The 21508-nt window shown below is 60.0% G+C and carries 15 protein-coding genes and 6 pseudogenes; 13 read left to right on the top strand and 8 right to left on the bottom strand.

What is annotated here, in order from left to right; translation table 11 throughout:
* Positions 1–7: 7 nt before the first annotated feature.
* The 3 genes and pseudogenes from J2R78_RS45265 to J2R78_RS07700 all read right to left on the bottom strand — a co-directional run.
* Positions 8–539: pseudogene (locus J2R78_RS45265) on the bottom strand (transposase).
* A gap of 32 nt (positions 540–571) precedes the next feature.
* Positions 572–925 (bottom strand): IS66 family insertion sequence element accessory protein TnpB, encoded by a 354-nt coding sequence (gene tnpB / locus J2R78_RS07705; RefSeq protein WP_253603530.1) that lies wholly within the window; start codon positions 923–925, stop codon positions 572–574.
* Positions 926–1410: 485 nt separating this feature from the next.
* A pseudogene (locus J2R78_RS07700) lies at positions 1411–2107 on the bottom strand (transposase); the annotation flags it as partial.
* 488 nt (positions 2108–2595) lie between these two features.
* Here J2R78_RS07700 and J2R78_RS07695 point away from each other — a divergent pair.
* The 7 genes and pseudogenes from J2R78_RS07695 to J2R78_RS07670 all read left to right on the top strand — a co-directional run bounded on the left by J2R78_RS07695 (position 2596) and on the right by J2R78_RS07670 (position 9269).
* Positions 2596–2919 (top strand): hypothetical protein, encoded by a 324-nt coding sequence (locus J2R78_RS07695; RefSeq protein WP_253603691.1) that lies wholly within the window; start codon positions 2596–2598, stop codon positions 2917–2919.
* 1137 nt (positions 2920–4056) lie between these two features.
* On the top strand, positions 4057–5460 hold the full coding sequence (locus tag J2R78_RS07690; RefSeq protein ID WP_253603689.1) for an aminotransferase: 1404 nt from the start codon (positions 4057–4059) through the stop codon (positions 5458–5460).
* 138 nt (positions 5461–5598) lie between these two features.
* Positions 5599–6123 (top strand): annotated as a pseudogene (locus J2R78_RS45260) (IS110 family transposase); the annotation flags it as partial.
* Complete coding sequence (locus J2R78_RS45255) at positions 6053–6748, top strand: transposase (RefSeq protein ID WP_375167111.1); 696 nt, start codon at positions 6053–6055, stop codon at positions 6746–6748. The pseudogene J2R78_RS45260 and the gene J2R78_RS45255, both read left to right, overlap by 71 nt.
* 103 nt (positions 6749–6851) lie before the next feature.
* The gene (locus tag J2R78_RS07680; protein WP_253609773.1) at positions 6852–7124 is read left to right on the top strand and encodes a transposase; all 273 of its coding nucleotides are present in this window, start codon (positions 6852–6854) and stop codon (positions 7122–7124) included.
* 143 nt (positions 7125–7267) lie between these two features.
* The gene (locus J2R78_RS07675) at positions 7268–7666 is read left to right on the top strand and encodes a transposase (RefSeq protein WP_253603687.1); all 399 of its coding nucleotides are present in this window, start codon (positions 7268–7270) and stop codon (positions 7664–7666) included.
* A 58-nt stretch (positions 7667–7724) separates the two neighbouring features.
* Positions 7725–9269, top strand: a pseudogene (locus tag J2R78_RS07670) (ISL3 family transposase).
* Between the two features lie 215 nt (positions 9270–9484).
* Here J2R78_RS07670 and J2R78_RS07665 read toward each other — a convergent pair.
* From J2R78_RS07665 to J2R78_RS07655, 3 genes are all read right to left on the bottom strand, one after another.
* Complete coding sequence (locus tag J2R78_RS07665) at positions 9485–10696, bottom strand: NAD(P)/FAD-dependent oxidoreductase (RefSeq protein WP_253603685.1); 1212 nt, start codon at positions 10694–10696, stop codon at positions 9485–9487.
* A gap of 89 nt (positions 10697–10785) precedes the next feature.
* Positions 10786–11097 (bottom strand): non-heme iron oxygenase ferredoxin subunit, encoded by a 312-nt coding sequence (locus J2R78_RS07660; protein WP_253603683.1) that lies wholly within the window; start codon positions 11095–11097, stop codon positions 10786–10788.
* A 14-nt stretch (positions 11098–11111) separates the two neighbouring features.
* Positions 11112–12179, bottom strand: a complete 1068-nt coding sequence (locus tag J2R78_RS07655) for a fatty acid desaturase (protein ID WP_253603681.1) — start codon at positions 12177–12179, stop codon at positions 11112–11114.
* A gap of 86 nt (positions 12180–12265) precedes the next feature.
* On the opposite strand from J2R78_RS07655, the gene J2R78_RS07650 reads away from it, so the two are divergent.
* Positions 12266–13261: a LacI family DNA-binding transcriptional regulator gene (locus tag J2R78_RS07650; RefSeq protein WP_253603679.1), complete on the top strand. Its 996-nt coding sequence runs from the start codon at positions 12266–12268 to the stop codon at positions 13259–13261.
* 1096 nt (positions 13262–14357) lie between these two features.
* On the opposite strand, the pseudogene J2R78_RS07645 reads toward J2R78_RS07650, so the two are convergent.
* A pseudogene (locus J2R78_RS07645) lies at positions 14358–14867 on the bottom strand (IS21 family transposase); the annotation flags it as partial.
* Positions 14868–14911: 44 nt separating this feature from the next.
* Here J2R78_RS07645 and J2R78_RS07640 point away from each other — a divergent pair.
* The 4 genes from J2R78_RS07640 (at position 14912) to J2R78_RS07625 (ending at position 18244) form a co-directional block, all read left to right on the top strand.
* Positions 14912–15178 carry a DUF5372 family protein gene (locus J2R78_RS07640; RefSeq protein ID WP_253603677.1) on the top strand — a complete coding sequence of 89 codons (267 nt, stop codon included), beginning with the start codon at positions 14912–14914 and terminating at the stop codon, positions 15176–15178.
* Positions 15179–15342: 164 nt separating this feature from the next.
* Positions 15343–16095 carry a helix-turn-helix domain-containing protein gene (locus J2R78_RS07635; RefSeq protein ID WP_253635998.1) on the top strand — a complete coding sequence of 251 codons (753 nt, stop codon included), beginning with the start codon at positions 15343–15345 and terminating at the stop codon, positions 16093–16095.
* A 183-nt stretch (positions 16096–16278) separates the two neighbouring features.
* A complete protein-coding gene (locus J2R78_RS07630; protein WP_253609772.1) occupies positions 16279–16779 on the top strand; it encodes a recombinase family protein in 501 nt (166 codons plus the stop codon).
* Entirely contained in the window at positions 16703–18244 is a 1542-nt protein-coding gene (locus J2R78_RS07625; protein WP_253603671.1) for a recombinase family protein, read from the top strand. The genes J2R78_RS07630 and J2R78_RS07625 overlap by 77 nt, the downstream gene beginning before the upstream one ends.
* On the opposite strand, the pseudogene istA reads toward J2R78_RS07625, so the two are convergent.
* Positions 18162–18916 (bottom strand): annotated as a pseudogene (gene istA, locus J2R78_RS07620) (IS21 family transposase); the annotation flags it as partial. The gene J2R78_RS07625 and the pseudogene istA sit on opposite strands and share 83 nt — an antisense overlap.
* A gap of 665 nt (positions 18917–19581) precedes the next feature.
* On the opposite strand from istA, the gene araD reads away from it, so the two are divergent.
* On the top strand, positions 19582–21321 hold the full coding sequence (gene araD / locus J2R78_RS07615; protein WP_253603669.1) for an L-arabinonate dehydratase: 1740 nt from the start codon (positions 19582–19584) through the stop codon (positions 21319–21321).
* The last annotated feature ends 187 nt before the right edge of the window (positions 21322–21508 follow it).

The following is a 21508-nucleotide window of genomic DNA, read 5'->3' as shown; positions in this document are numbered from 1 at the left end:
CAGCCGATCATTGCAGGAAGCATCCGTTGAAGCCGTCCAGGAACTGCTCAGCGAAGGCGCCGCTGCGACCGGGGGCATATCGGAACAGCACGATCGGCCGACTTGGGCCGCTATGGCCGCGATCGTCGGAGACGATCGCCCAGAAGTAGCCCTTCTTCGTTTGACCTCGCTCGGGATCGAGCACCGGCGCCGTGGTTTCATCCATGAACAGGCGATCCGCCGCTGCCAGATGACGGTGCATGTGGTCGGCAACGGGCTGCAGATGCGCGGCCTGACCAATTGCCCAGTCTCGCCCGATCAAGCCGGATCCCCTGGCGCGCATAGATCTCGGCCTGATGGTAAAACGGCGTATGGTCGCCAAACTTGGAGACGATCACCTGCGCAATCGCCGCTTCGGTCGGTAGTCCGCCAGGCACGACATGCTCCGGCGCGTGCGCTTGCACAACAGGGTCGGAGCAGCGGCGGCAGATGTATTTCGGGCGGCGCGTGACCAGCACGCGCCATTGTGCCGGGATCACTGTCTCCGCCGCCGGCGCCATGCGCAACTCGGCTCAGAGTCATTCTGCCGCACTTATCCAGCGACTTGTGGACGCCGCGCTTCCTCCGGGTGGACCCACCGCCAATCCAGGTCCTCGAACAGCGCGGCGAACATCGCCGGCGATATCCGCATCACGCCGTTCGCAATCATTGGCCAGACGAACTTGCAACCCTCGAGGCGTTTGTGCACCAGCACCAGGCCCGTTCGATCCCACACCAAAATCTTGATCCGGTCCGCCCGTTTCGATCGGAACACAAAGGCTGCACCGCTGAACGGATCGAGATCAAGCATCTCCTGCACCTTCGTAGCAAGCCCATCATGCCCACAGCGGAAGTCGACGGCCCGCGTCGCGATGTAAATCTTCAGCTCGGCGCCGGGGACAATCATCGTGACGCCCGCACCGCGCGGATCACTCGAGATAGCTGCTCCCCACTATCGCCGCGTCAGTCCGCACGACGACGTCGCCAATCGCAATCTCGGGCTTGACTGTCGGAACGTGACGCTCCTCAAACGGCCCCTTCACGACTACGGCGCGAACGGCGGCTGCGGAGCCTCGCAGGACGTAATTCGCCGCGCTGTCGGAAGCGTCGTCGCCAATCGTAAATTTGCCAGCGCGTCGCCCCGTGCTTGCGCGCCACCTCCGCCACCTGCGCCGGGCAGCAGACTTTCGGCGACGATCCGAGCCCGTTCGGCCCCTGAACGCACGCGACGCCCGGACGGCCCCTCAAGCACCTCAAGCCGGCTGACTGCTCCAGGCCCAACTGATGGGCTGTCCAAATGGGCGTCTTTTTCGCCGTCCAATCCCATCCCAAACCTCCGTTCAAGCCGGAGGCTTCTTCGCACATCTAATCCAACCCCGAAGCCAGGGTATCGGACAGCGAGGTGTTGGCCACCAACGCCAGGCACTCCCGCGTGCACTCGTCGACCACGGTCAGGATGCGGAAGCAGCGGCCATCGGTGAGCTGATCCGAGACGAAGTCGAGCGACCAGCGGTCATTCGGCGCTATCGGCACCACCATCGGCGCCCTGGTCCCGAGCGCCCGCTTGCGACTCCCACGGCGACGGTCCATGAGCCTCTCTGGCCGATAGAGCCGGAACGGCTTCTTCTGGTTGACTAGATAGCCCTCCAGCTTGAGCAGAACATGCAGGCGCCGATAGCCGAAGCGACGGCGCACCTCAGCGATCGCCCTCATGCGTTGGCGTGGGGCAGCATCATCCGCCCGGGTCGTCCGATATGTAATGGTCATGCGGCAATAGCGGCTTTACACGCCCGCCGTTCGCTCTCCTGTGGGCCTCCACGAGATGCGCGACAGCCTTCCGCTTCCCCGCGGGCGTCACCATTTCTTTCCCAGGAGGTCCTTCAAGGCCGCATTGTCCAGCATGGCATCGGCCAAAAGCCGCTTCAGCTGCGTGTTCTCGTCCTCCAGGTCCTCAGCCGCTTGGCCTCTGAGACTTCTATCCCGCCAAACCTGGCTTTCCATTTGTAGACGCTGGCGTCGGTGACGCCGTGCTTCCGGCGCAGATCGGCACCGACACGCCGGCATCGTGCTCCTTCAAAATCCGGATGATCTGCTCTTCCGTAAAAGTGGCTGCGCCTCATGCTCTGGTCCTCATATGGGCCAGAGCGAACTTCAGTCTGGGTTAAAGTCCAGGAGGGGGGCAAGGTCACCCGTTCCGGAAATCAGAGTACGAGCGGCGGCAGAAGAAGGTGCTTGAAGTCGTGGCGCGAGCCGATCTCGATGCACAGGTCTCCGCCCACGGTCATCTCCGGTATCTCAGCGGATTCGTTGGGAGGGCGCGCACTTCATGCCGTTTCCGTTGATCCTCGTGCCGGGAAGGGCCCGACATATGTAATCCGCGAATACGAGCTGAATGGCGTTCGTGCGGAAAGCTGCATCGACGACATCGTTGGTTATATCGGGTCAGCCAGACTTTGCCAAAAACGTGTGCCGATACTCTTGGGCGGCTGGGATTGGCCGGGAGCAAGGTGGGTTTTGAACTCGGCTGCTGAAACCTGAGTGCACTTCAGGCGCGCCTTCCGGATATGAAGGTCGTCGATGCGTCTGGTCTCATCGGTGATGGCCGTGAAGAACAAGTTAGAAATTAACGCAATGCGCGAGGCGATGGCGGTGGCCGATGTGGCCGTGCGCGCATTTCAACAGTCGCGGCGGGATGGAATCGCCGAAGCAGAGATGGCAGCGACCGTCAACGGTGAGGTCAGAAAAGCGTGCGGTGATGAAGTCAGACTGGTCTCAATCGGTTTCGCTGGCTCGTTATTCCTGAGCGCAATCCGACTTCGCGTTCGCCCTGTTTGGCCGTCCGAAAGCCGCTTCCCTTACCGGTCACTAAACCGACGAATCTGCCAAATTAGTGCTGGATAGGTGCGCCGGATACACGAAGAAAGAGTTGGCAGTGGCGCGCACGCGCCGCTCGCGGTCCTTTTCGTGAGCAACGCGGCGAGCGATTTGACAGCCAGACCTCTGCAGGTACGCGACAGTAAGCCCGCGACGCTGCGCGTGCTTGCTGCATCGGCAGCGAAGCTCAGTCGTCATGGCGCGCGCGCCAAGGACCTTCTACGACTTTTACCGACGGCGAGTAGGAATTGCTCCGTTCGATCCATCGAATGCCACGTAGCTATAACCGAGCACGCGAATTTCCGCCCGGCCTTCGATTTCGCAGATCCCTCGACGAAGCGACAAGAGATGTGATGCTGGAGAACCAAAAATTCACGTGCCCAGCCGGATCACCGGGCCCGTCAACGCATAGAAGCTCCGCATTATGCAGATCCGGCGCAGATTTTCGGCCATAATGCGCTCGACTTAGGGGCATTCGGATTCAAGGCTCGGGCATAGTTGCCAGACCAATCTGCGCGCCGTTATCGCGCCAGCCTGTTAGAAATCACTGGATTGCAAAGAAATGATTGTAACAAGCCAGCATACATGTTCGGTACGTCCGAGCATCTCACGCGAAAGGTGCTCGACAAGTCGGTCGTGGAGCTCCAGGGGAATGCGTCGCCGGCGGACGACATTTACGGCTACTTGGCGTAGGACGTTGAGCCGCTCAGCACGATCGGCTGCTTGAACTTTAGGATCTGGCATTCTGACTTAGTCGGCATCGGCTGTTTGCCGCGCTTGCGGCACATCGGGGCGGCGAGCAAATGCAAGGTGGCGTTGGTAGCGGCCTGGTAAGACGGCCCCGCGGCGAGCAATTCGTTCGGAATATCACTCTAACGGGCTTGATCAGAGAGTAGCTCTGCCGCAGAGGCTATTGGATTTCTACTATGTGCTCAGTTTGTCGCAAGCATGAATATAGCGCCACCACTGAACGGCTGGTCTGGATTAACGATCGCGACCCTGGGCGTGCTTTCCGAGGTGATGGTGGTGAGTGCGCGGAAGTTCACAATCATGCCCGCCCCTTCGGCAGATGGAAACAATCTGATCTCGGCCGTGTGGGCCCACAGTAATCGAACCCAAATTTGTCTGCTTTAAGATCCCCGCAGCTTGAGAGAGTAATGCACAATGACCATCAACATCAAAGACATTAGCGAAAAGGACAGAAGCAGTGTCCTGCATCCTTTCACACAGCTCAAGGATTTCGCGACCGGCAAGCTTGGTGAGCCTACGATCGTCGAAACTGGCAAGGGGATCCGCATCCAGGACGCGCACGGTAAATATCTCATCGATGGTTTTGCCGGCATGTACTGCGTCAATGTTGGTTATGGGCGTACCGAGGTGGCTGAAGCAATCTCTCGTCAGGCTCACCGTCTCGCCTACTATCACTGTTACGCCGCTCACACGACGGACGAACTCGCAATCCTCTCGGATCGTCTCGTTAAGATGGCGCCAGGAAAGATGAGTAAAGTGTTCTATGGCATGTCCGGGTCGGACGCCAATGAGACCCAGGCAAAGCTCGTCTGGTACTATAACAACCTTCGAGGCAAGCCGAACAAGAAGAAGATCATAGCGCGCGAGCGCGGCTATCACGGCTGCAGCGTCATTTCTGGCTCAATGACGAGTATGAGCTTTTATCACGACCACATGGATCTTCCGCTGCCGCAGGTGGTGCGCACCGGTGTTCCGCATCATTATTGGGGGGCGAACTCTGGTGAGAGCGAACGCGAATTCTCCGCCCGCCGTGCAGTTGAGCTTGATCAGCTCATCGAACGCCTTGGTCCAGACAACGTTGGAGCGTTCATCGCTGAGCCGGTGCTTGGCACGGGTGGTATCACGCCGCCTCCGGAAGGCTACTGGAAAGCCATCCAGGCCGTTCTTAAGAAGCACGACGTCCTGCTGATAGCCGACGAAGTAATCACCGGTTTCGGTCGAACTGGCTCAATGTTCGGTTCGCAGCTCTATGGAATCGAACCGGACCTGATCACGGTCGCCAAGGGCCTTACTTCCGGCTACTTCCCACTTTCTGCCGCGATCATCGGTGACGACGTCTATAAAGTGTTCGAAGGCTGCGCTGACAGGGTCGGCGCATTTTCGCACGGCTATACCTATTCGGGTCATCCAATCGGCGCCGCTACGGCAAATGCCGTTCTGGACATTGTCGCGAAAGAGAACCTTCCTGGAAATGCCCGCGAAGTCGGCGCCTATTTTCAAGCGCAGCTCAAGGAGAAATTCGCGCAGTTACCGATCGTCGGTGAAGTGCGCGGGGTTGGTCTGATGGGGGCTATCGAGTTTGTCGCCGATCGCCACAAAAAGAGGCGGTTCGATCCATCGCTCAAAGTCGGTACTCGCGTCTCCATGGCCGCCCGCGAGCGGGGCCTGATCGCCCGCCCCATGCCGCATGGCGATATTCTCGGCTTCGCACCGCCCCTCGTGACCACCAAGGCTGAAATCGACAAAATCGTTTTGATCACCGAGAGTGCCGTACGCTCCGTGATGGATGAGCTCGTCCGCGATGGGCAGCAGGTCTAACTTGGTAGCTGCAGGCTCTTCGGCCCACTATTTCGCAGAGCGCGACGTTTCCGCGTGACATCGTAGATTCCATGGGGCGGTGAGCGTGGCCTTTCCGATAGGTTTGGGTTTGTACACTCGAACCATCGGAGAAGTCAGATGCAAGCATCGACCACAGGCACGCCCACCGCCAGCCATTGTGGTACAATTTTTGTTGCGATCGAACTCAGTCAGAAGACGTGGCTTGTGACGCTGCACAGCCCGGGCTGGGATCGGATGTCGCGCCACAAGCTGCAAGGAGGCGATCACGCCGAACTGCTGGCTTTGATCGAACGGAGCCGCGCCCGGGTGGCGGAGAAGCTCGGATCGGTGCCGCGTGTGGTGAGCTGCTATGAAGCCGGCTATGACGGCTTTTGGCTGCACCGGCTGCTGGAGGCGGCCGGGATTTTGAACTTCCTGTTCGACCCCGCGAGCATTGCGGTGGAGCAGCGGGCACGGCGAGCAAAGACGGACCGGATCGACGGCGAGCTATTGCTGCGCACCCTGATGACCTATTTGCGGGGTGAGCCGCGGGTGGTCCGGATCGTGCGGGTGCCGCGCGTGGAAGCGGAGGATGCCCGGCGCGCCAGCCGCGAACGCGACCGGCTGGTCACCGAGCAGACCGCCCACAGCAACCGGATCAAGGCGTTGCTGCGTCTTCGGGGGATGGCGGTCGGCAATCCGCGGCGGCGCGACTGGCTGGCCTGGCGAGCGGCAGCGCGACTGGAAGGGCGAGGCGCTGCCGCCACATCTTCTGGCCGAGATCAAGCGCGAGCACGCCCGGCTGATGCTGGTGCGCGAGCAACTCGCGGCGCTGGAGCAGACCCGGGCTGCGGACACTTCTCCGGCGGTTCCGACGCCGATGGTCGAGCGACGGGATCAATTGCAGCGGCTCAAGGCGCTCGGCCCGGCGTTCACGGCAACGCTGGTGAACGAGCTGTTCAACAAGGACTTCCGCAACCGCCGCGAGGTCGCCAGCTATTGCGGCTTGACGCCCAGTCCCTGGAAGAGCGGCGGCACCGATCGCGAGCAAGGCATCAGCAAGGCCGGCAATCAGCGCGCCCGCCACAAGGCGATCGAACCTGGCCTGGCTCTGGCTTCGCCACCAGGGCGACAGCGCGCTCAGTCGCTGGTTTCGCACCCGCACCGCCGACGCCGGCAAGCGCGCCAAACGCATCGCCATCGTCGCGCTGGCGCGCAAGCTGATCGTGGCGTTGTGGCGCTACCTCACCACCGGCCTCGTTCCCGAGCAGGCAATGATCAAGGATAAAACCAACCACGTCCACCACGCGCCGCGGCTCCGCCGCGCTCCGTGCGGGATGGATGATGACCGTGCCATCCTAGACCTTAGGGGTAATCCTAGGAGAAGCGCCATGACGATTTCGCGGGCAGAGGTGATCATATCGGTCGAGCGGCGGCGTCGGTGGTCGCAAGATGAGAAGGAGCGGCTATTTGCGCTCGAGCCCGGAGCCACTGTTTCCGAGGTAGCTCGCATGGCCGGTCTTCATGTGAGCCAGCTGTTCAGGTGGCGCAAAGAGCTTGGGAAGCACGGTGATACGAGTACAGCGCCGTTAGTGCCGGTCGAAATTGGACCGTTTGTGCCGCCGCGGCATGTGGCCGAAGCGCCATTGACGACGGCGCGTTGAGGGAGGAGCCAGGGCATCATCGAGATTGATCGTAAGTGGCAAAGAAACCCCGTCTGGCGGAGGGATCGGCTATCGGCTGCTGAGTTTGTGAGCCGATGTGAGCTTCTATGTCTGCGCCTAGTTCTGGAACTAGAACTTTCCATGTGATCGAAGCGGTCGCCGACCATCTTGAGGGAGCGCCGCGGCAGCTTCGCCGACGCTGGTCGGACGAGTTTAAGGCGCAAGTTGTGACAGAGGCGCTGGAGCCTGGCGCGAGCGTATCGGCGATCGCCCGGCGGATCGGCATTCACCCGTCGCAGCTGTCCGCCTGGCGCCGCGATGCTCGGGCCGAGCAGCATTGTCGCTCGCGGCACTCGAGTTGCGGGGTTGTGGTGGCGTCTGTGGCAGGCGCGGTGATCGAAATTGCCATTGGCGAGGTGATCGTGCGCGCCGGCGTGGATGTCGACGAAGCGCACTTGGCAGCGGGTGATCCGGGCGGTCCGTTCGGCATGATTCCCTCCGGCGTGAAGGTGATGTCCTTCGGCTTGCAATATTGGCTCTGACTCACTTTTGATGCAGTTTGGGGGATGTCTGACGCTTTGATTGGGGAGAATCAGCGCCATGCAGCAGGCACTCCAGCGCTCCAATCTGGTGCCGAGTGGGTTTGTTGTAGAGAGTGCGTACTTCGAAGGTGATAAGGCCGTGATTGCGGTCCGGGCGTCGGGAAGTGTTGTCTGTGTCCATCGTGCGGAACGGTTTCTCGACGTGTCCATAGCCGGTATCGGCGACGCGTGACCGATCTGCCGCTCTCGGGGCGGATCGTCCAACTCCTGGTAATCGCCCGCCGCTTCCGCTGCGATGCCATCCTATGCAGGCGCCAGATCTTCATCGAGCGCTTCGTCGAAGGGGTACTGGCGCCATCGGCGCGACGGACGGCAAGACTGGCTCCATCGTCCATCATCTCGGTCTGGCGCTTGGCGGTCGACCGGCAGCAGGCTTTGCAAAGCGGCTAATGCTGCCAGTGAGCAAAGATTGGCTTCTTCGGGTAGTTCGGCGCCGCAGCCGTCCCCCAGCTGACCCGCTCAGGGTTATCGGTATTGATGACGCGTCGCAATCACCGATACGCCAGCATCGTCTGCAACCTGGAAAGGCACCGGGTGGTCACCCTGCTACCGGATCGTGAACCAGCTACCGCCCAAGCCTGGCTCTCTGCTCATCCCACGATCGCGATTGTCGCCCGCGATCGTGGTGGAGGATATGGCGAAGCCACGGCAAAAGCGCTGCCGCACGCGGTACAGGTCGCCGATCGTTGGCATCTGATGGAGAACGCCAGTCGGGCCTTCCTCGATGCCGTGCGCAAATCGATGCGCCAGATACGCATCGTCATCGGTGCGACCACGATCGATCACAAGCTGCTCACAGCCGCCGAGCGCTTCCAATATGAGGGCTATCTACGCCGCGAGGAGACTAACGCGGCTATCCTGGCTCTGTCGAAGAACGGCATACCTATCAAGCAGATCGTGCGTCAGACCGGCCATAGCAGGAAGCTGGTGCGACAGGTGGTCCGCGGAAACATCACGACGTCTTCCGAACCAGGCAAAGCTCGTTGGATCTGCACTTGCCATGGCTCGACGATCAATGGGCGCGTCCGGCTGCCGCAATGGAGCTGAACTTTGGCGCCGTTTAATAGCGCATGGCTTTCGTGGCTCGCTCCGCGTCATCAGCGAGTGGGCGACCCGCAGGCGAAGAGCCGAGAAACCGACGCGCAAACCCTTCAGCAGATCCCGTCGGCCAGGACGATCGCGCGTCTCATGACAATCGGGCGTGACTTGCTTACGAAAGGGGAGACGGTCACGGTCACGGCGATCGATCTGGCGCACCAACGTTGGTCGAGGCGCGCGAGATCATCGCTGAATTCCACTTGATGGTCCGGCGCAAGGTTGAGGTGGGACTTACCCCTGGATCGAGCGAGCCCGCGCAAGTCTTGTAGCTTCGTTCGCCAACGGCGTCGCCGAGGATGAGGCGGCAGTGCGGGCCGCTATCACTTCGCCCCGGTCCAACGGGCAGACTGAAGGTCAGATTACGCGCCTCAAGCTCGTTAGGCGTCAAATGTACGGTCGCGGGAAAATCGATCTGCTCCAAGCCAGACTAATCGGCGCAGAATAATCGGAACTGCACCAAAATTGCGTCAGAGCCCAATTTGAACGCCGATTGACAGAAAACGGCCTGTCGGTCTCAAGCGTGCAGCGCATCTGGCGAGCCTCGCCTACCGTGATCGGCTCTTCCCGCGCGATGCATCCAGATCTTCGAACAAGGAGGCGAACTGCGCCGACGATATCCGTGTTACACTCTCCCGTATTCGCGGCCGGCCAAAACTTAACTTAGCCCTTGATTAAGGCCTTCAGATTTGTTGTGGCGTCGCCAATCATTTGGCGAGTGGGTGAGCGGCCGCTTTCAATCAGGCGTTTCGCAATCATATAAGTTTTCGGATCGTTTATGACATCGGCAGCCAACAGCTTGTCACCCCCAAAATACCAATGAGACAAGGCTTGGTCCGATCCACCGCCTCGAACGACTATCACATCATGCTCGTGACCCAGCCCCACAATCTGTAAGCAAGTATCGTATTGATCAGACCAGAACCATGGACGTGCTACATACTCGCGGTCGGTCCCCATGATATTTTCGGCGACACACTCGGCCATCTCAATGGCATTCCCAACGCTTTCTAAGCGAACCTGCCGGCCCCCCATCGGGAAAGATGCACAATCCCCTGCCGCCCAGATCTTTGGATCAGACGTCCGGCACATGCTGTCCGTCACTATCCCGTTCGCAACTGCGAGGCCAGCCGCATTCGCCAACTCTGTGCGGGGAGTAATACCAACGCCAACCACAACGCAGTCAGCGGCAACTTCGCTGCCATCAGACAATAATACGCCCTCAACGGCATCTAGGCCACGAAATCGATCTGGCTTTACACCTTCGCGGACAATAACGCCGTTGGCTTGATGCAACTTGCGGATATAATCTGCGGTTGGATGCCCTGCGACGCGCTGCAATAACCTCGACGCAGCTTCGATGATGGTGACGTGCAGTCCACGCTGCGCTGCAGTGGCCGCAATCTCAAGACCTAGATACCCGCCGCCGATAATCGCGACCGACTGCGCCTTAGCAAAAGTTTGGAAAATGGAGTCTGCATCAATGAGATTTCGCAGGGTGAAGACACCAGAAAGTCCGCGCGTCATTTCAGCGGGCAGCTTGCGCGCTTCTGCTCCCGTTGCGAGCACAAGTGCATCATAGGGTGCGTCACCACCCTCGAAAAGCACGCGCTCGCGCGCACGATCAATTTCGAGAATCGGTTGATTGCTCCGGACTTGAATACCCTGCTGCTCATAGTACTCGCGAGATCTAAGTAGGAGGCTTGCAGCGCCGAATGCACCAGTCAAATATTTCTTTGACAAAGGAGGCCGGTCGTAAGGCAAGACGCCTTCGTCGCCGTAAAGGGCAATATTTCCAGAGAAATTTAGCTCTCGTAGTCGTCTAGCAACTGAAAACCCAGCGAGCCCCGCGCCTGCGATAACAACGTTATCCATATTTCAAGCCTGAATTATTCGCGCAGTCGCGCAATAGACGAAGGCAACTCTGCGGAGAATTGAATATCTCTGCGAAGATGAACAAGGAGTCAGATTCGGATGTAGATATGCCCATCCTCGACCTTCGTAGGATATATCTTGAGATTAACTGTGACGGGCGCAGATAGCGCCTTGCCGGTTGTAACGTCGAACCGCCCTTGATGTAGGGGGCACTCGATTACGGTCCCGATCACGAGCCCGTCCTCAAGGTGAGCAACTTCGTGGGTGCAAATGCCATCCGTGGCAAAAAAACCTTTGGGAGTGTTGTAGATCGCGTACCTTGCGCCATCATACTCGAACCCGAGGACATCTTCAGAGTCCACATCGTCAGTAGCACACACTCGTACCCAAGCGTCTTGCAATGGATTCCCTCCGGTTAGTGGGGGGCTGGCACTTCCAGAGCATCAGTCTCGATGCTCAAATGCCTGTTCCGCATAGCCTTATAAATGTCGATCGTTAGTGGAATGACGCCTCTAGGCTCGGGCAACCTGGTCTTGACCTCTGCATTCAGGGCCGGAAGTTTGTGAAATGGAACCGTCGGGGCAAAATGATGCTCAACATGATAAGACATGTTCCAGTAGTAGAGACCATAAAACCAGTTGTTCTTAATCGAACGCGTGGAGTGCGTCAGGTCAAGATCATCCTCGCCCATCTCAAAATGCTGGGTTGCCACAAAGCTCCTGCTAATGACATCGCCCACAATTTTCGGGATCACGTAAAACCAAACCACCAGCATCGACTGGAAATAAATCGACAATGCCGCGAGCGCAACCCAGACCGTGACGAAAACAATCGAATTACGACGCATTGGCCACAGCTCGCTCGCAGGAGTAAATCTTCGGGTTTTCTCCGAAAATTTCCCAAAAGCGTTCCGCACCGCGACAAACACAAACCGATATTCGATGCCCAAATACCAGCGGATGTACGTCCAAAGATCGACCTTTTGACGCACAGTGAATGACATCTGAGCGTCCTTTTCCCAGAACCAAGTGTAGGTGTGATGTTCGGCATGACTGTAACGCCGATACATCGGCTCTTGCCCGTATATAAGCGAAGAGAACCAGAAGACCACCTCGTTCAACCAACGAGTCTTAAAGGCGGTCCCGTGAGCGCATTCGTGGCTTGCCGAATAAGCAAATAGCGAGAGGGTCCCGCCGAACAGAATGATCGTCGGAATGACCCAGCGCGTACCCCACGACAGATAATAGAGCCATCCGTAGAGCGCGATAGACGAGACGCAAAGGAAAAGTTGAAGAAGCGGTCTCGCATCGCTTCGCCTCATTAGGCTCTTCATCTTCTTTTTTTCGATAATAACGCCGACCAGGCTAGGTGGCACCCAAGGCTCAGCTTTGAAAGCCGGCGCCGGAGCAGCTTCCGGGCTCTCGAACCCTTCAAGATCGCCGCTGGCACTAACGCCTTGCAGTCGGTTACTATCTGGAACCATCGTTTTGCCCTCGATGTAAGCGCTTTCATGGCATTGTTAGCGCAACCCTTGTTGATTAGCAAGAGAGATATCGGTAAAGATTCACCATGATCGCACCGCTGGGTGAAGACGAGACAGTGCCAACTTTGTCAGCCGTGGCAAAGCGTGTGGGCGTTTCGTCGGTGACTGTCAGTCGGGTGCTGCGAACGCCTGAGCGGGTAGCGCCTGAAACCCGCGTCAAAGTTGAACATGCGATGCGGGAACTGGGCTACGTGCCCAACCTAGTCGCGGGGTCACTAGCCAGCGCGCGAACCAGATCTGTTGGTGCTTTGGTGCCAACTATTGCCAACTCTACTTTTGCCGATACCGTTCAGGGCCTGACAGACGAGTTGGAGCCTCTTGGTTACTCGGTGATCCTTGCCGAATCCCGCTATGACGCAGCACGCGAGGATCGCATGCTTCTCGCTCTTTTGTCTCGGCGACCTGAAGCGATCATAATGGTGGGATCGCCGGTGACACAGTATGGCCAGCGGCTGCTGCGCCATGCGCGAATTCCCATCGTCGAAACTTGGGAATTGCCCGCAAGTCCTATCGATGCCGTAGTAGGATTTGACAATTACAAGGCCGGCCGTGCGGTTGCACGGCACCTCATCGCACAAGGGCGGCGGCGAATGGCGTTTATCGGAGGGAATGAGCGGAGAAGCACGCTTCGCTGGAGTGGTTTCCGTGACGAAATTTTGGCGAATGGGCTCCAAGAACCACGGCTCTTAATTCTTGAACGAAATGCGAGGGCTGGTGACGCCGCACATGCGAATTTGCCTGATGTCGATGCTGCCTTCGCCTCGAGCGATGCTTATGCCATTGGGTTCATGGCAGGTTTGCGCAAAGCTGGCCTTTTGCACGATGGCCCAGCGCACAAACAGCCCGTTGCCGTGATTGGACTCGGCAACCTTGAAATGGGACGACTGATCTCACCATCTCTTAGCACCATTAGTGTCCACGGTCACAAAATTGGGCGCACTGCTGCGGTGCTAACACTTGACCGCTCTGGCGAGCGTCGAGTCGACATTGGGTTCGAACTGGTACTCCGCGACAGCGGCTAGCGGACGTGGGCAAAACTGTTGGGACTTACCGTTCGCTTCCGCAGAGATGTCCGCGCCGCTACATCGCAGAATCCGTTCGGAGAAATTCTCTTGACCGGTACGCACAATTTGCACGCCCTCGACAGCTTAATAATCCCGGAATTTCGCGACGGCACGGGGGAGGAGTCGCGCATTTGAAGGGGGATTCGAAGAGAGATTGCTCTCGCACAAGACGAATCGAGCAACGCACGATTCAGCTTGACACTGGAATGACTTCGCTAACATGCACATGAAAGCGTAAACAGTCGCTGTTTCCACCGAGGCGAGGTGGCGGATTCGCAATCGCGCGCAAACTGAGCCCGCTGCTTGCCGGCGGACCTGGGCCACTCGTCCCTGCAGCACTGGCATGGTCTGGAAGCTGGTCGCTACGTGTTGGTAGTCCCAGACCCTCGACGAGAGCGTCACGATCGACCACACGTTTGACCGCGCAATGCCCGCGGCATCCACAACGGCATCGCGAGTGTAAAGTAATGACGCAGCAACTCCGCATCCTACAGTCGTTTTGGGCGATGGAGCGACGGCGGCCGGGTGAAGCGGAATGGCCACTGGAGGCGCAGCTTGCGATGATCCGCGACGCCGGCTTCGACGGCGCGGGCGTTCGGTTCATCGATCCGGTATTCATGCGGGAAGTCACCGAGTTCCTGCACGTCCATAACATGATCTGGCAGACGCAATGCTACCCAACCGATGTCGACGATCTGAAGCCGGTGCTGGAACTGGTGTCGCGCTATGGGGCCGATCACGTCAACCGGTGCGGATTCCGACGATGTCGCCCACCTCTTCGATTTGATCTCGCCCGGGGCGAGGCGTTCTGGCCGGTTGGTTCTCATGTATCGGGCAAGCCGCGTGGTCAATCTGGAATCGCGGCCCGGATCTGTTTTTCTTCTTCTGCGGTTGTTGTGGGCATGTGGGCAACGCCCTGGGCGTTGTCCAAGCGCAGCGGCATGTCCACAGCGCCACGGGCTCAGGCCTTTCGGGCGGATGGCAGGGTTCGACGCAAGCTTTCGCCGGAGAGATCGAAGCGCTCGTCGAGAATGAGATCGCAACGCGCTGGTCGCCGGGCCGATCGCGGCGGCGTCCTGGCGGATGCGCACGATGGTCCAGCTGGCATAGCGGCGATGGCTGGAGGCCATGTGCTCCGGCACGGTGGTGTGCTTGTGATTGCCGCTCATGCGCTGATGCGCGGCAATCCGCTCGCCCTTGTGGAAGATCTCGACAGTGCGGGCGGTGAACCGCATCTCGACCTCGGCACGAGCGAAGCGATGCGGAACGCTGTAGTAATGCTTCTCCACCTCGACGTGGTAGTCGAGGTTGACGCGCCGGATACGCCACTCCGCGAGCACGTGGGGCTCGCCGGCAACGGCTTGAGCGCCGGCCGGTCGACCTCCTCGAGCAACCGGCGGCGCGTCACGCCGAGCCGCCGGATCGGCCGCTCCTCGTTGAGCCTGGTGAGCAACTCGCCGATCGCCGCGTTGACCTCGGCGAGGCCGTAGAAGACACGGTGGCGCAGGCGGCCGAGCAGCCAGCGCTCGATGATGAGGACAGCCTGCTCGACCTTGGCCTTGTCAAAAGTCGTCGACTGCAGGTCATGCGGGTACGGCCCGGCAAAAGGTGCGGATCACGCATCCCTTCCATCCGCTTTGCGGTCGCAAGTTCGAGCTGATCTACCGGCGCCGTCATTGGGGCGAAGACCGGGTGGTCTATGAGGGCCAGAACGGTCGACTTTGCACGATCGCGAGCGCGTGGACCGATATCGATCCACCCGATGAGTTCCGGCTGATCGCTACGGACAGAGCAGCCTTTTGCGTGGCTGACCTGTTGGCGCTTTGTGACGCGCTGGACCGACTTGCCGAGAGCATAGGCGCCAGCGATGCGTAAATATAAATACGCCGCCTATGTAAAGATAATAATGCCATGCCGTCGACGCGGTACGGCGCATTACCTCGCGACTATTAGTGCAAAATCCTCATGTAGCGTCGGCTCTTCCATTGACACCCAACATACAGAGGCGTATTTATATTTACGTCAGATTGAGACCGAGCATGGCCACGGCGAAGAAGCGGGATCCGAAGAGCGAGGCGTTGGCGCAAGACGGCGTTCTCAATCCAAATCCGGAAGCAGTCCGCGACACCTCGTTCGTCAGCAACCCATTCTTCGATGCGAAGGACCTGGTGCAGGTGCGCTACGAGATGGTGCGACGCCACCAGGTCGACGGCGTTGCGATCAGCGAGGCCGCCGAGACATTCGGCGTCACACGGCCGACCTTCTACAAGGCGCAGAGCGCCCTGCAGACCGTCGGGCTTGCCGGCCTGTTGCCGAACCGGCGAGGCCCCAAAGGCGGCCACAAGGTCTCCGCCGAGGTCGTTGCGTTCGTCGCCGCTCTCAAAGCTGCAAGGCCCGAACTGACCACGTCGCACTGCCTCGATGCGATCGAGGCGCGATTCGGCGTCAAGGTGCACCGGCGCAGCCTGGAGCGGGCGCTGGCGCGCAAAAAAAAAACGACTCAACCCAGCCTGATTGTCGCGCCTGCGGACGCAACAGACAGCTACGAGAAGCTGCGCGCCGCCGCATTGCGTGCCGAGTTCACGGCCTGCCCGGGTCTCGCCATTCTTCGTCGACGGGGATTGGCAGCGTGGATCCGAGCACGCGGACAGGAGGTCGATGCCGAGGAGGCCTACCGCGACCATCGGCTCGCGCACTCGGCCCTGGACGATCCGTCGCCCGCAACAAGCGACGTCACGCGCCTCATCGCCGGCATCCTCGTCGCCATCGCAATGGAGCCCTTCCATGCCTGAGCTTAAAGTCATCTCAAGCGCGACGCCTACCTCTATGTCCGCCAATCGACCCTTCGCCAGGTCGCCGAGCACGGCGAGAGTACCCAGCGCTAATATGGGTTGCGGGACCGAGCAGTTGTGGCCGGCTGGCCGGCCGAACGCGTCCACGTCATCGATCGCGATCTCGGCAAGTCCGGATCAAGTATGACAGCACGCGACGGCTTCCAGCGACTGGTGAGCGAGGTGGCGCTCGGCAAGGCCGGTATCGTCATGGGACTGGAGGTCTCGCGCCTTGCGCGCAACTCGGGTGACTGGCACCGGCTCATCGAGCTTTGCGCATTGACGGCGACGCTCATCCTTGACGAAGACGGTATCTCCGATCCAGCCAACTTCAACGACCGCCTCCTGCTCTGGCCTCAAAGGTACGATGAGCGCGGCCGAGCTGCACATCCTCAAAGCGCGCATGCGTGGCGGTCAGCTCAACAAGGCCCGCCGCGGCGAGCTCGAGATGTGCCCTCCGGTCGGGTTGGTTTACCGGAACGATCGGATCATCGGCCTCGATCCCGACCTCCAGGTGCAGAACGCAATCCGTCTGGTGTTCGATACCTTCGAGCAGACCGGAAGTGCGATGCAGACAGTCCGCTTCCTCCGGGAGCAAGGTTTGCTGTTCCCACGCCGTCTCCGGACAGGGCCGAACAAGGGTGACCTCCTGTGGGCTGCGCCGCACCATGCGCGCGTCCTGCAGGTGCTCCACAATCCGCGCTACGCTGGCGCTTTTGCGTATGGCCGAACGTGCATACGGCACCGGCCCGATGGTGGCACCAGTGTCGTCAAGGTTGCCAGGGCCGATTGGCAGTTCGTCATGCCGGGAATGCACCAGGGCTACATCGACTGGGAGCGCTTCGAGGCCAACCAGCGGCGGCTCGCCGACAACGCTCTTGCCTTCGGTGGCGAGCGGCGGTCAGGGCCGGCGCGCGAGGGACCGGCGCTCCTCCAAGGTCGCGTAGTCTGTGGCCCGTGTGGCGAACGCATGGGTGTGCGCTACAGGCAGGAGCACGGCCGCATCGTCCCAACCTATCCGTGCCAGGCGAACGTAATACGCTGCGCGGGAGCGACCTGCCAAGCGGTTCCCGGGAAGATCGTCGATGCGGCGATCGCAGGCCTGATGATCGAGCTGATGACGCCGATGACGCTGGCCGTCACCCTTGAGGTGCAGCGCGAGCTTGAGGCGCGCGCCGCGGAGACCGACGCTGCGCGTCGCCAGCATGTCGAGCGGATGCGCTATGAAGCCGAGCTTGCGCGTCGACGCTACCTGAAGGTCGATCCCGACAACCGACTCGTCGCCGATTCGCTCGAGGCCGAATGGAACGACAAGCTGCGCCGTCATGCCGATGCCGCTGAAGACTACGAGCGCCGGAGCAAACAGCAGTCTGCGGCACTCAGCGCAGAAGCCCAACGACGCATCCTTGACCTCGCCGAGCAGCTTCCGCGAATCTGGCAAGATCCGCGAGTTGACTCCCGCGAGCGCAAGCGCATCGTGCGTCTGCTCATCGACGACGTAACCTTGATCAAGTCGCAAATGATCACGGCCCATGTCCGCCTGTCGGGCGGCGCCACGCGTACCTTGGTGCTCGACCGGCCGCTACCCATCGCCCAGATCCGCAAGTTCAAACCTGAACTCGTCGCCGAGGTTGATCGTCTTCTTGACGATCATTGCGATCGCGAGGTCGCCGAGATTCTCAATAATCACGGCTGGCGTACATGGGAGGCAAAGGCGTTCAATCTGAAGAAGGTTGCCTTCATTCGCGGCGCCTACAAACTCGCGAGCCGATATGAGCGGCTGCGTCGACGTGGTATGCTTACGACGCGCGAGATCGCCGCCAAATTCTGCGTCTCCGAGACAGCCGTACACACGTGGGGTCGCCAGGGGCTCATCATAAAATGCTATACCGACAGTCTGAACCGTGGCCTGTGGGAGGTCCCGCCGCATGACGATCCGCAAGGGCTGCGGTGGGCGCGGCGCCCGCTCGGCGCAGCTCACCGCCATCACCGCGCCATCAAAGGAATGAGGTGCAGTATGAAGCGCTCGCCTTGTCGCGCGGCTTGCGCGGCCGCGCCGGCAGGACGGCCGTGCCGCAATGCGCGGCCATCTCCGCATAGGTGCGATTGATCTGCGGGTCGTAGAGGCTCGCCTTGATGACTGCGACTTTGGTGTTGTCAGGCACCAAGAGCGCCGGGACGCCGCCGATCGCCGCGAAGGCGCCAACATGGGCGCTGATCTAGTCGGCGAGCCCCTGTGTCCACGTTGCCTGCGCATAGGTGAAGTTCGAGGCGCCAAGCACGGCGACGAAGACCTGCGCCGTTCTGCGCTCACCGGTGAGGCCGTCGACCACCACCGGCACGCCGTCGCCCGCGTATCGACGAACAATTTGTCGCCGGCCGCGTGCGCCTGGCGCATCGTCACCGACAGGCGTCCCTCCCAGGCGCGGTAAAGCTCGCAGAAGCGCGAGTACCGGTATCCGCCGGGCTCGGCGCCGATGTACTCCTCCCTCAGGATCGACAGCGTCATGTGCTTGCGCTTGAGCTCGCGGTGCACCGCCGCCCAGTCGGGCTCGGCGATGCGGCGATGACCCTGCCGGTTACCGTTGCCGGTCTTGGCGAATAGGCGGGCCTCCAGGGCCGCGTCCGTGAGTTCGTCGGGCAACGGCCAGCCCAGGCCTGCGGCCTCGAACCGCCGGATGGTCAACCGCACCGTCGGGGGCGCCGCGCCCATCCGCCGCGCAATCTCGCGGCTCGGCAGCCCAGCCGCCTTCATCCTGATCACATCGCGCACACGGCGCATCGCAAGCCTCTCCGTCGGCATCCAGGGTCCCCTTTCGCAAAGCCGAAAGGACGGACCCTATGGGAGCCAGAAGAGGCCTCGTCACCCGGGCGACATCATCCCGGAATGGCGGGCGAGATCGTCTCGGAATGGTGGGCGACATCCAGCGGAATCCGCACCCCTAACCAAAGGGATGAGTCTGCTCGGATGAAAAAGCTGCGCCTTAGGCGATAGCAAGCAGAATTTCGGCGATGCTAGCCAATATATCAGAGAAAAACGGCCTTAAGCTCCAATAGTATTCGCGCTCGCCGAAGCGGGTGATCGTCGGTCGAAGCTGAGAGTTCTGCCGACGCAACGCTTCTCGGGTTGTGTCGCCTTGAGCTAGTCAGATTTGAGGGGGTCGACATCAGCCAGGCACATTGGTCGGGCGGCGGTTGCCTAGTGGGAGCCGTCGATCTTTTTAACCAATGGTGCAACAGCACATCAATGCGGGCAAAAATGCTCTCTTGCGCAACTGCGCTGTTTGATGCCCGTGATGCGCCAAGTGCCTCGCACAGCCTAGCGCTGCTCGAGCCATTCAAACGATGCTTTTGTGGCAACGCCGCAATAATCGTCCTTATCATCAGCGAGAACCTGTTCTTAGGTACTATAAATCGCACATAGGTCTAGAAATGGGGCTGGCAACCATGAGCAATAGAAAGAAAACACCCGACCAGCTGCGTAGTGCGCGCTGGTTTGCACCTGACGACCTTCGCTCCTTCATCCACCGCTCGCGCGTGATGCAGATGGGTTATGCCCCAACGGAGTGGGGGGATCGGCCTATCATTGCAATCGTCAACACTTGGTCGGATGCGCAGCCCTGCCACACGCATTTCAAAAGCCGCGTTGAGGATGTCAAGCGCGGAGTGCTGATGGCCGGCGGCCTGCCGTTTGAGTTGCCGGCGCTGTCGCTATCGGAATCGCTGTTAAAGCCGACCACTATGCTCTATCGCAATATGCTCGCGATGGAGGTCGAGGAACTGTTGCGCAGCCATCCCATAGATGGCGTTGTCCTAATGGGCGGCTGCGACAAAACCACACCTGCGCTGCTACTGGGCGCCACCAGCATGAACATTCCCGCGATCTATCTGCCGGCCGGGCCAATGTTGCGCGGCAATTGGAAGGGCAGGACGCTCGGTTCGGGGTCTGACACCTGGAAATATTGGGACGAGCGGCGCGCCGGAAATATTTCCGACCGCGACTGGACTGACATGCAGGCCGGAATGGCCCGCAGCTATGGCACTTGTATGACCATGGGTACGGCGTCAACCATGACCGGTATCGCGGAGGCGATCGGAATGACCTTGCCTAGTGCATCCTCTATCCCCGCGGCGGACGCCAACCATATTCGCATGGCCTCTGAATGTGGCCGCCGTATTGTTGAGATGGTCTGGGAGGATCTGACGCCGCAACAGATCCAGAGCAGAAAGGCCTTCGAGAACGCGATCTCGGTCGCGATGGCGATGGGCTGCTCGACAAACGCCATCATCCATGTGATCGCGCAAGCGCGTCGAGCAGGCCACGATATCGGGCTCGATGATTTCGAGATGGCGAGCCGCAAAGTTCCTGTGATAGCCAATGTGCGGCCAAGCGGCGATGTCTATTTAATGGAGGACTTCTTCTATGCTGGCGGGCTACGTGCCCTAATGAACCGGATTAGAGAGCATCTCCATCTTGATTGCATCACGGTAACCGGCAAGACGGTCGGCGATAACATCGCAGGCTCGGAGGTCTATAATGATGATGTCATCCGCACAGTCGATAAGCCAATCTACAAGGAGGGCGCGCTGGCTGTACTCAAGGGTAATCTTGCGCCCGACGGCTGCGTCATCAAACCGTCCGCCTGCGATCCACGCTTCCTTAGGCACACTGGAACCGCACTGGTATTCGACGACTATCCATCCATGAAGAAAGCAATCGACGATCCCGATCTCGAGGTCACGGCCGACCATGTGCTGGTCCTGCGCAATGCGGGCCCGCAGGGCGGACCGGGCATGGCGGAGTGGGGCATGCTCCCGATTCCGACCAAGCTCGTCAAGCAAGGCGTGCGCGACATGGTGCGTATCTCGGATGCGCGTATGAGCGGCACGTCCTATGGAGCCTGCATTCTGCATGTCGCGCCGGAGTCCTATGTCGGTGGCCCTCTTGCTCTGGTACGGAATGGTGATCGCATATCGCTCGACGTGGCCGCGCGTACCATCAATCTCGATGTGCCGGAGACGGAGCTCGTAAAGCGCCGGGCCGAATGGAAACAACCGCAGCGTCGCTTCGAGCGCGGCTATGGCTGGATGTTTTCGCGCCATATCAAGCAGGCCAATGAAGGCTGCGATTTCGATTTTCTGGAGACCAGCTTTGGCGGGCCTGTCGGCGAGCCATCGACCTACTGAGAACGTCACGGGCGCGCCAAAGCATGGAGGCCGAAATTTCTACCCAACTTCTGCGATTGCACATTCCGGCCCATGCTAGGACATGTTGCTTTTGCAGATATCGGCGTTCCAGGGTCACGTTCTCTCGCTGGATTCCGGCCATTTCGCCAAGGGCTGGTCGGGATGGCCAAGACAACTCGTATTCAAG

This window comes from Bradyrhizobium sp. USDA 4538, assembly GCF_024171045.1.
GTDB lineage: Bacteria > Pseudomonadota > Alphaproteobacteria > Rhizobiales > Xanthobacteraceae > Bradyrhizobium > Bradyrhizobium australafricanum.
The sequence above is the reverse complement of the archived record's forward strand: the minus strand, read 5'-3'. Positions and strand labels throughout refer to the sequence as shown.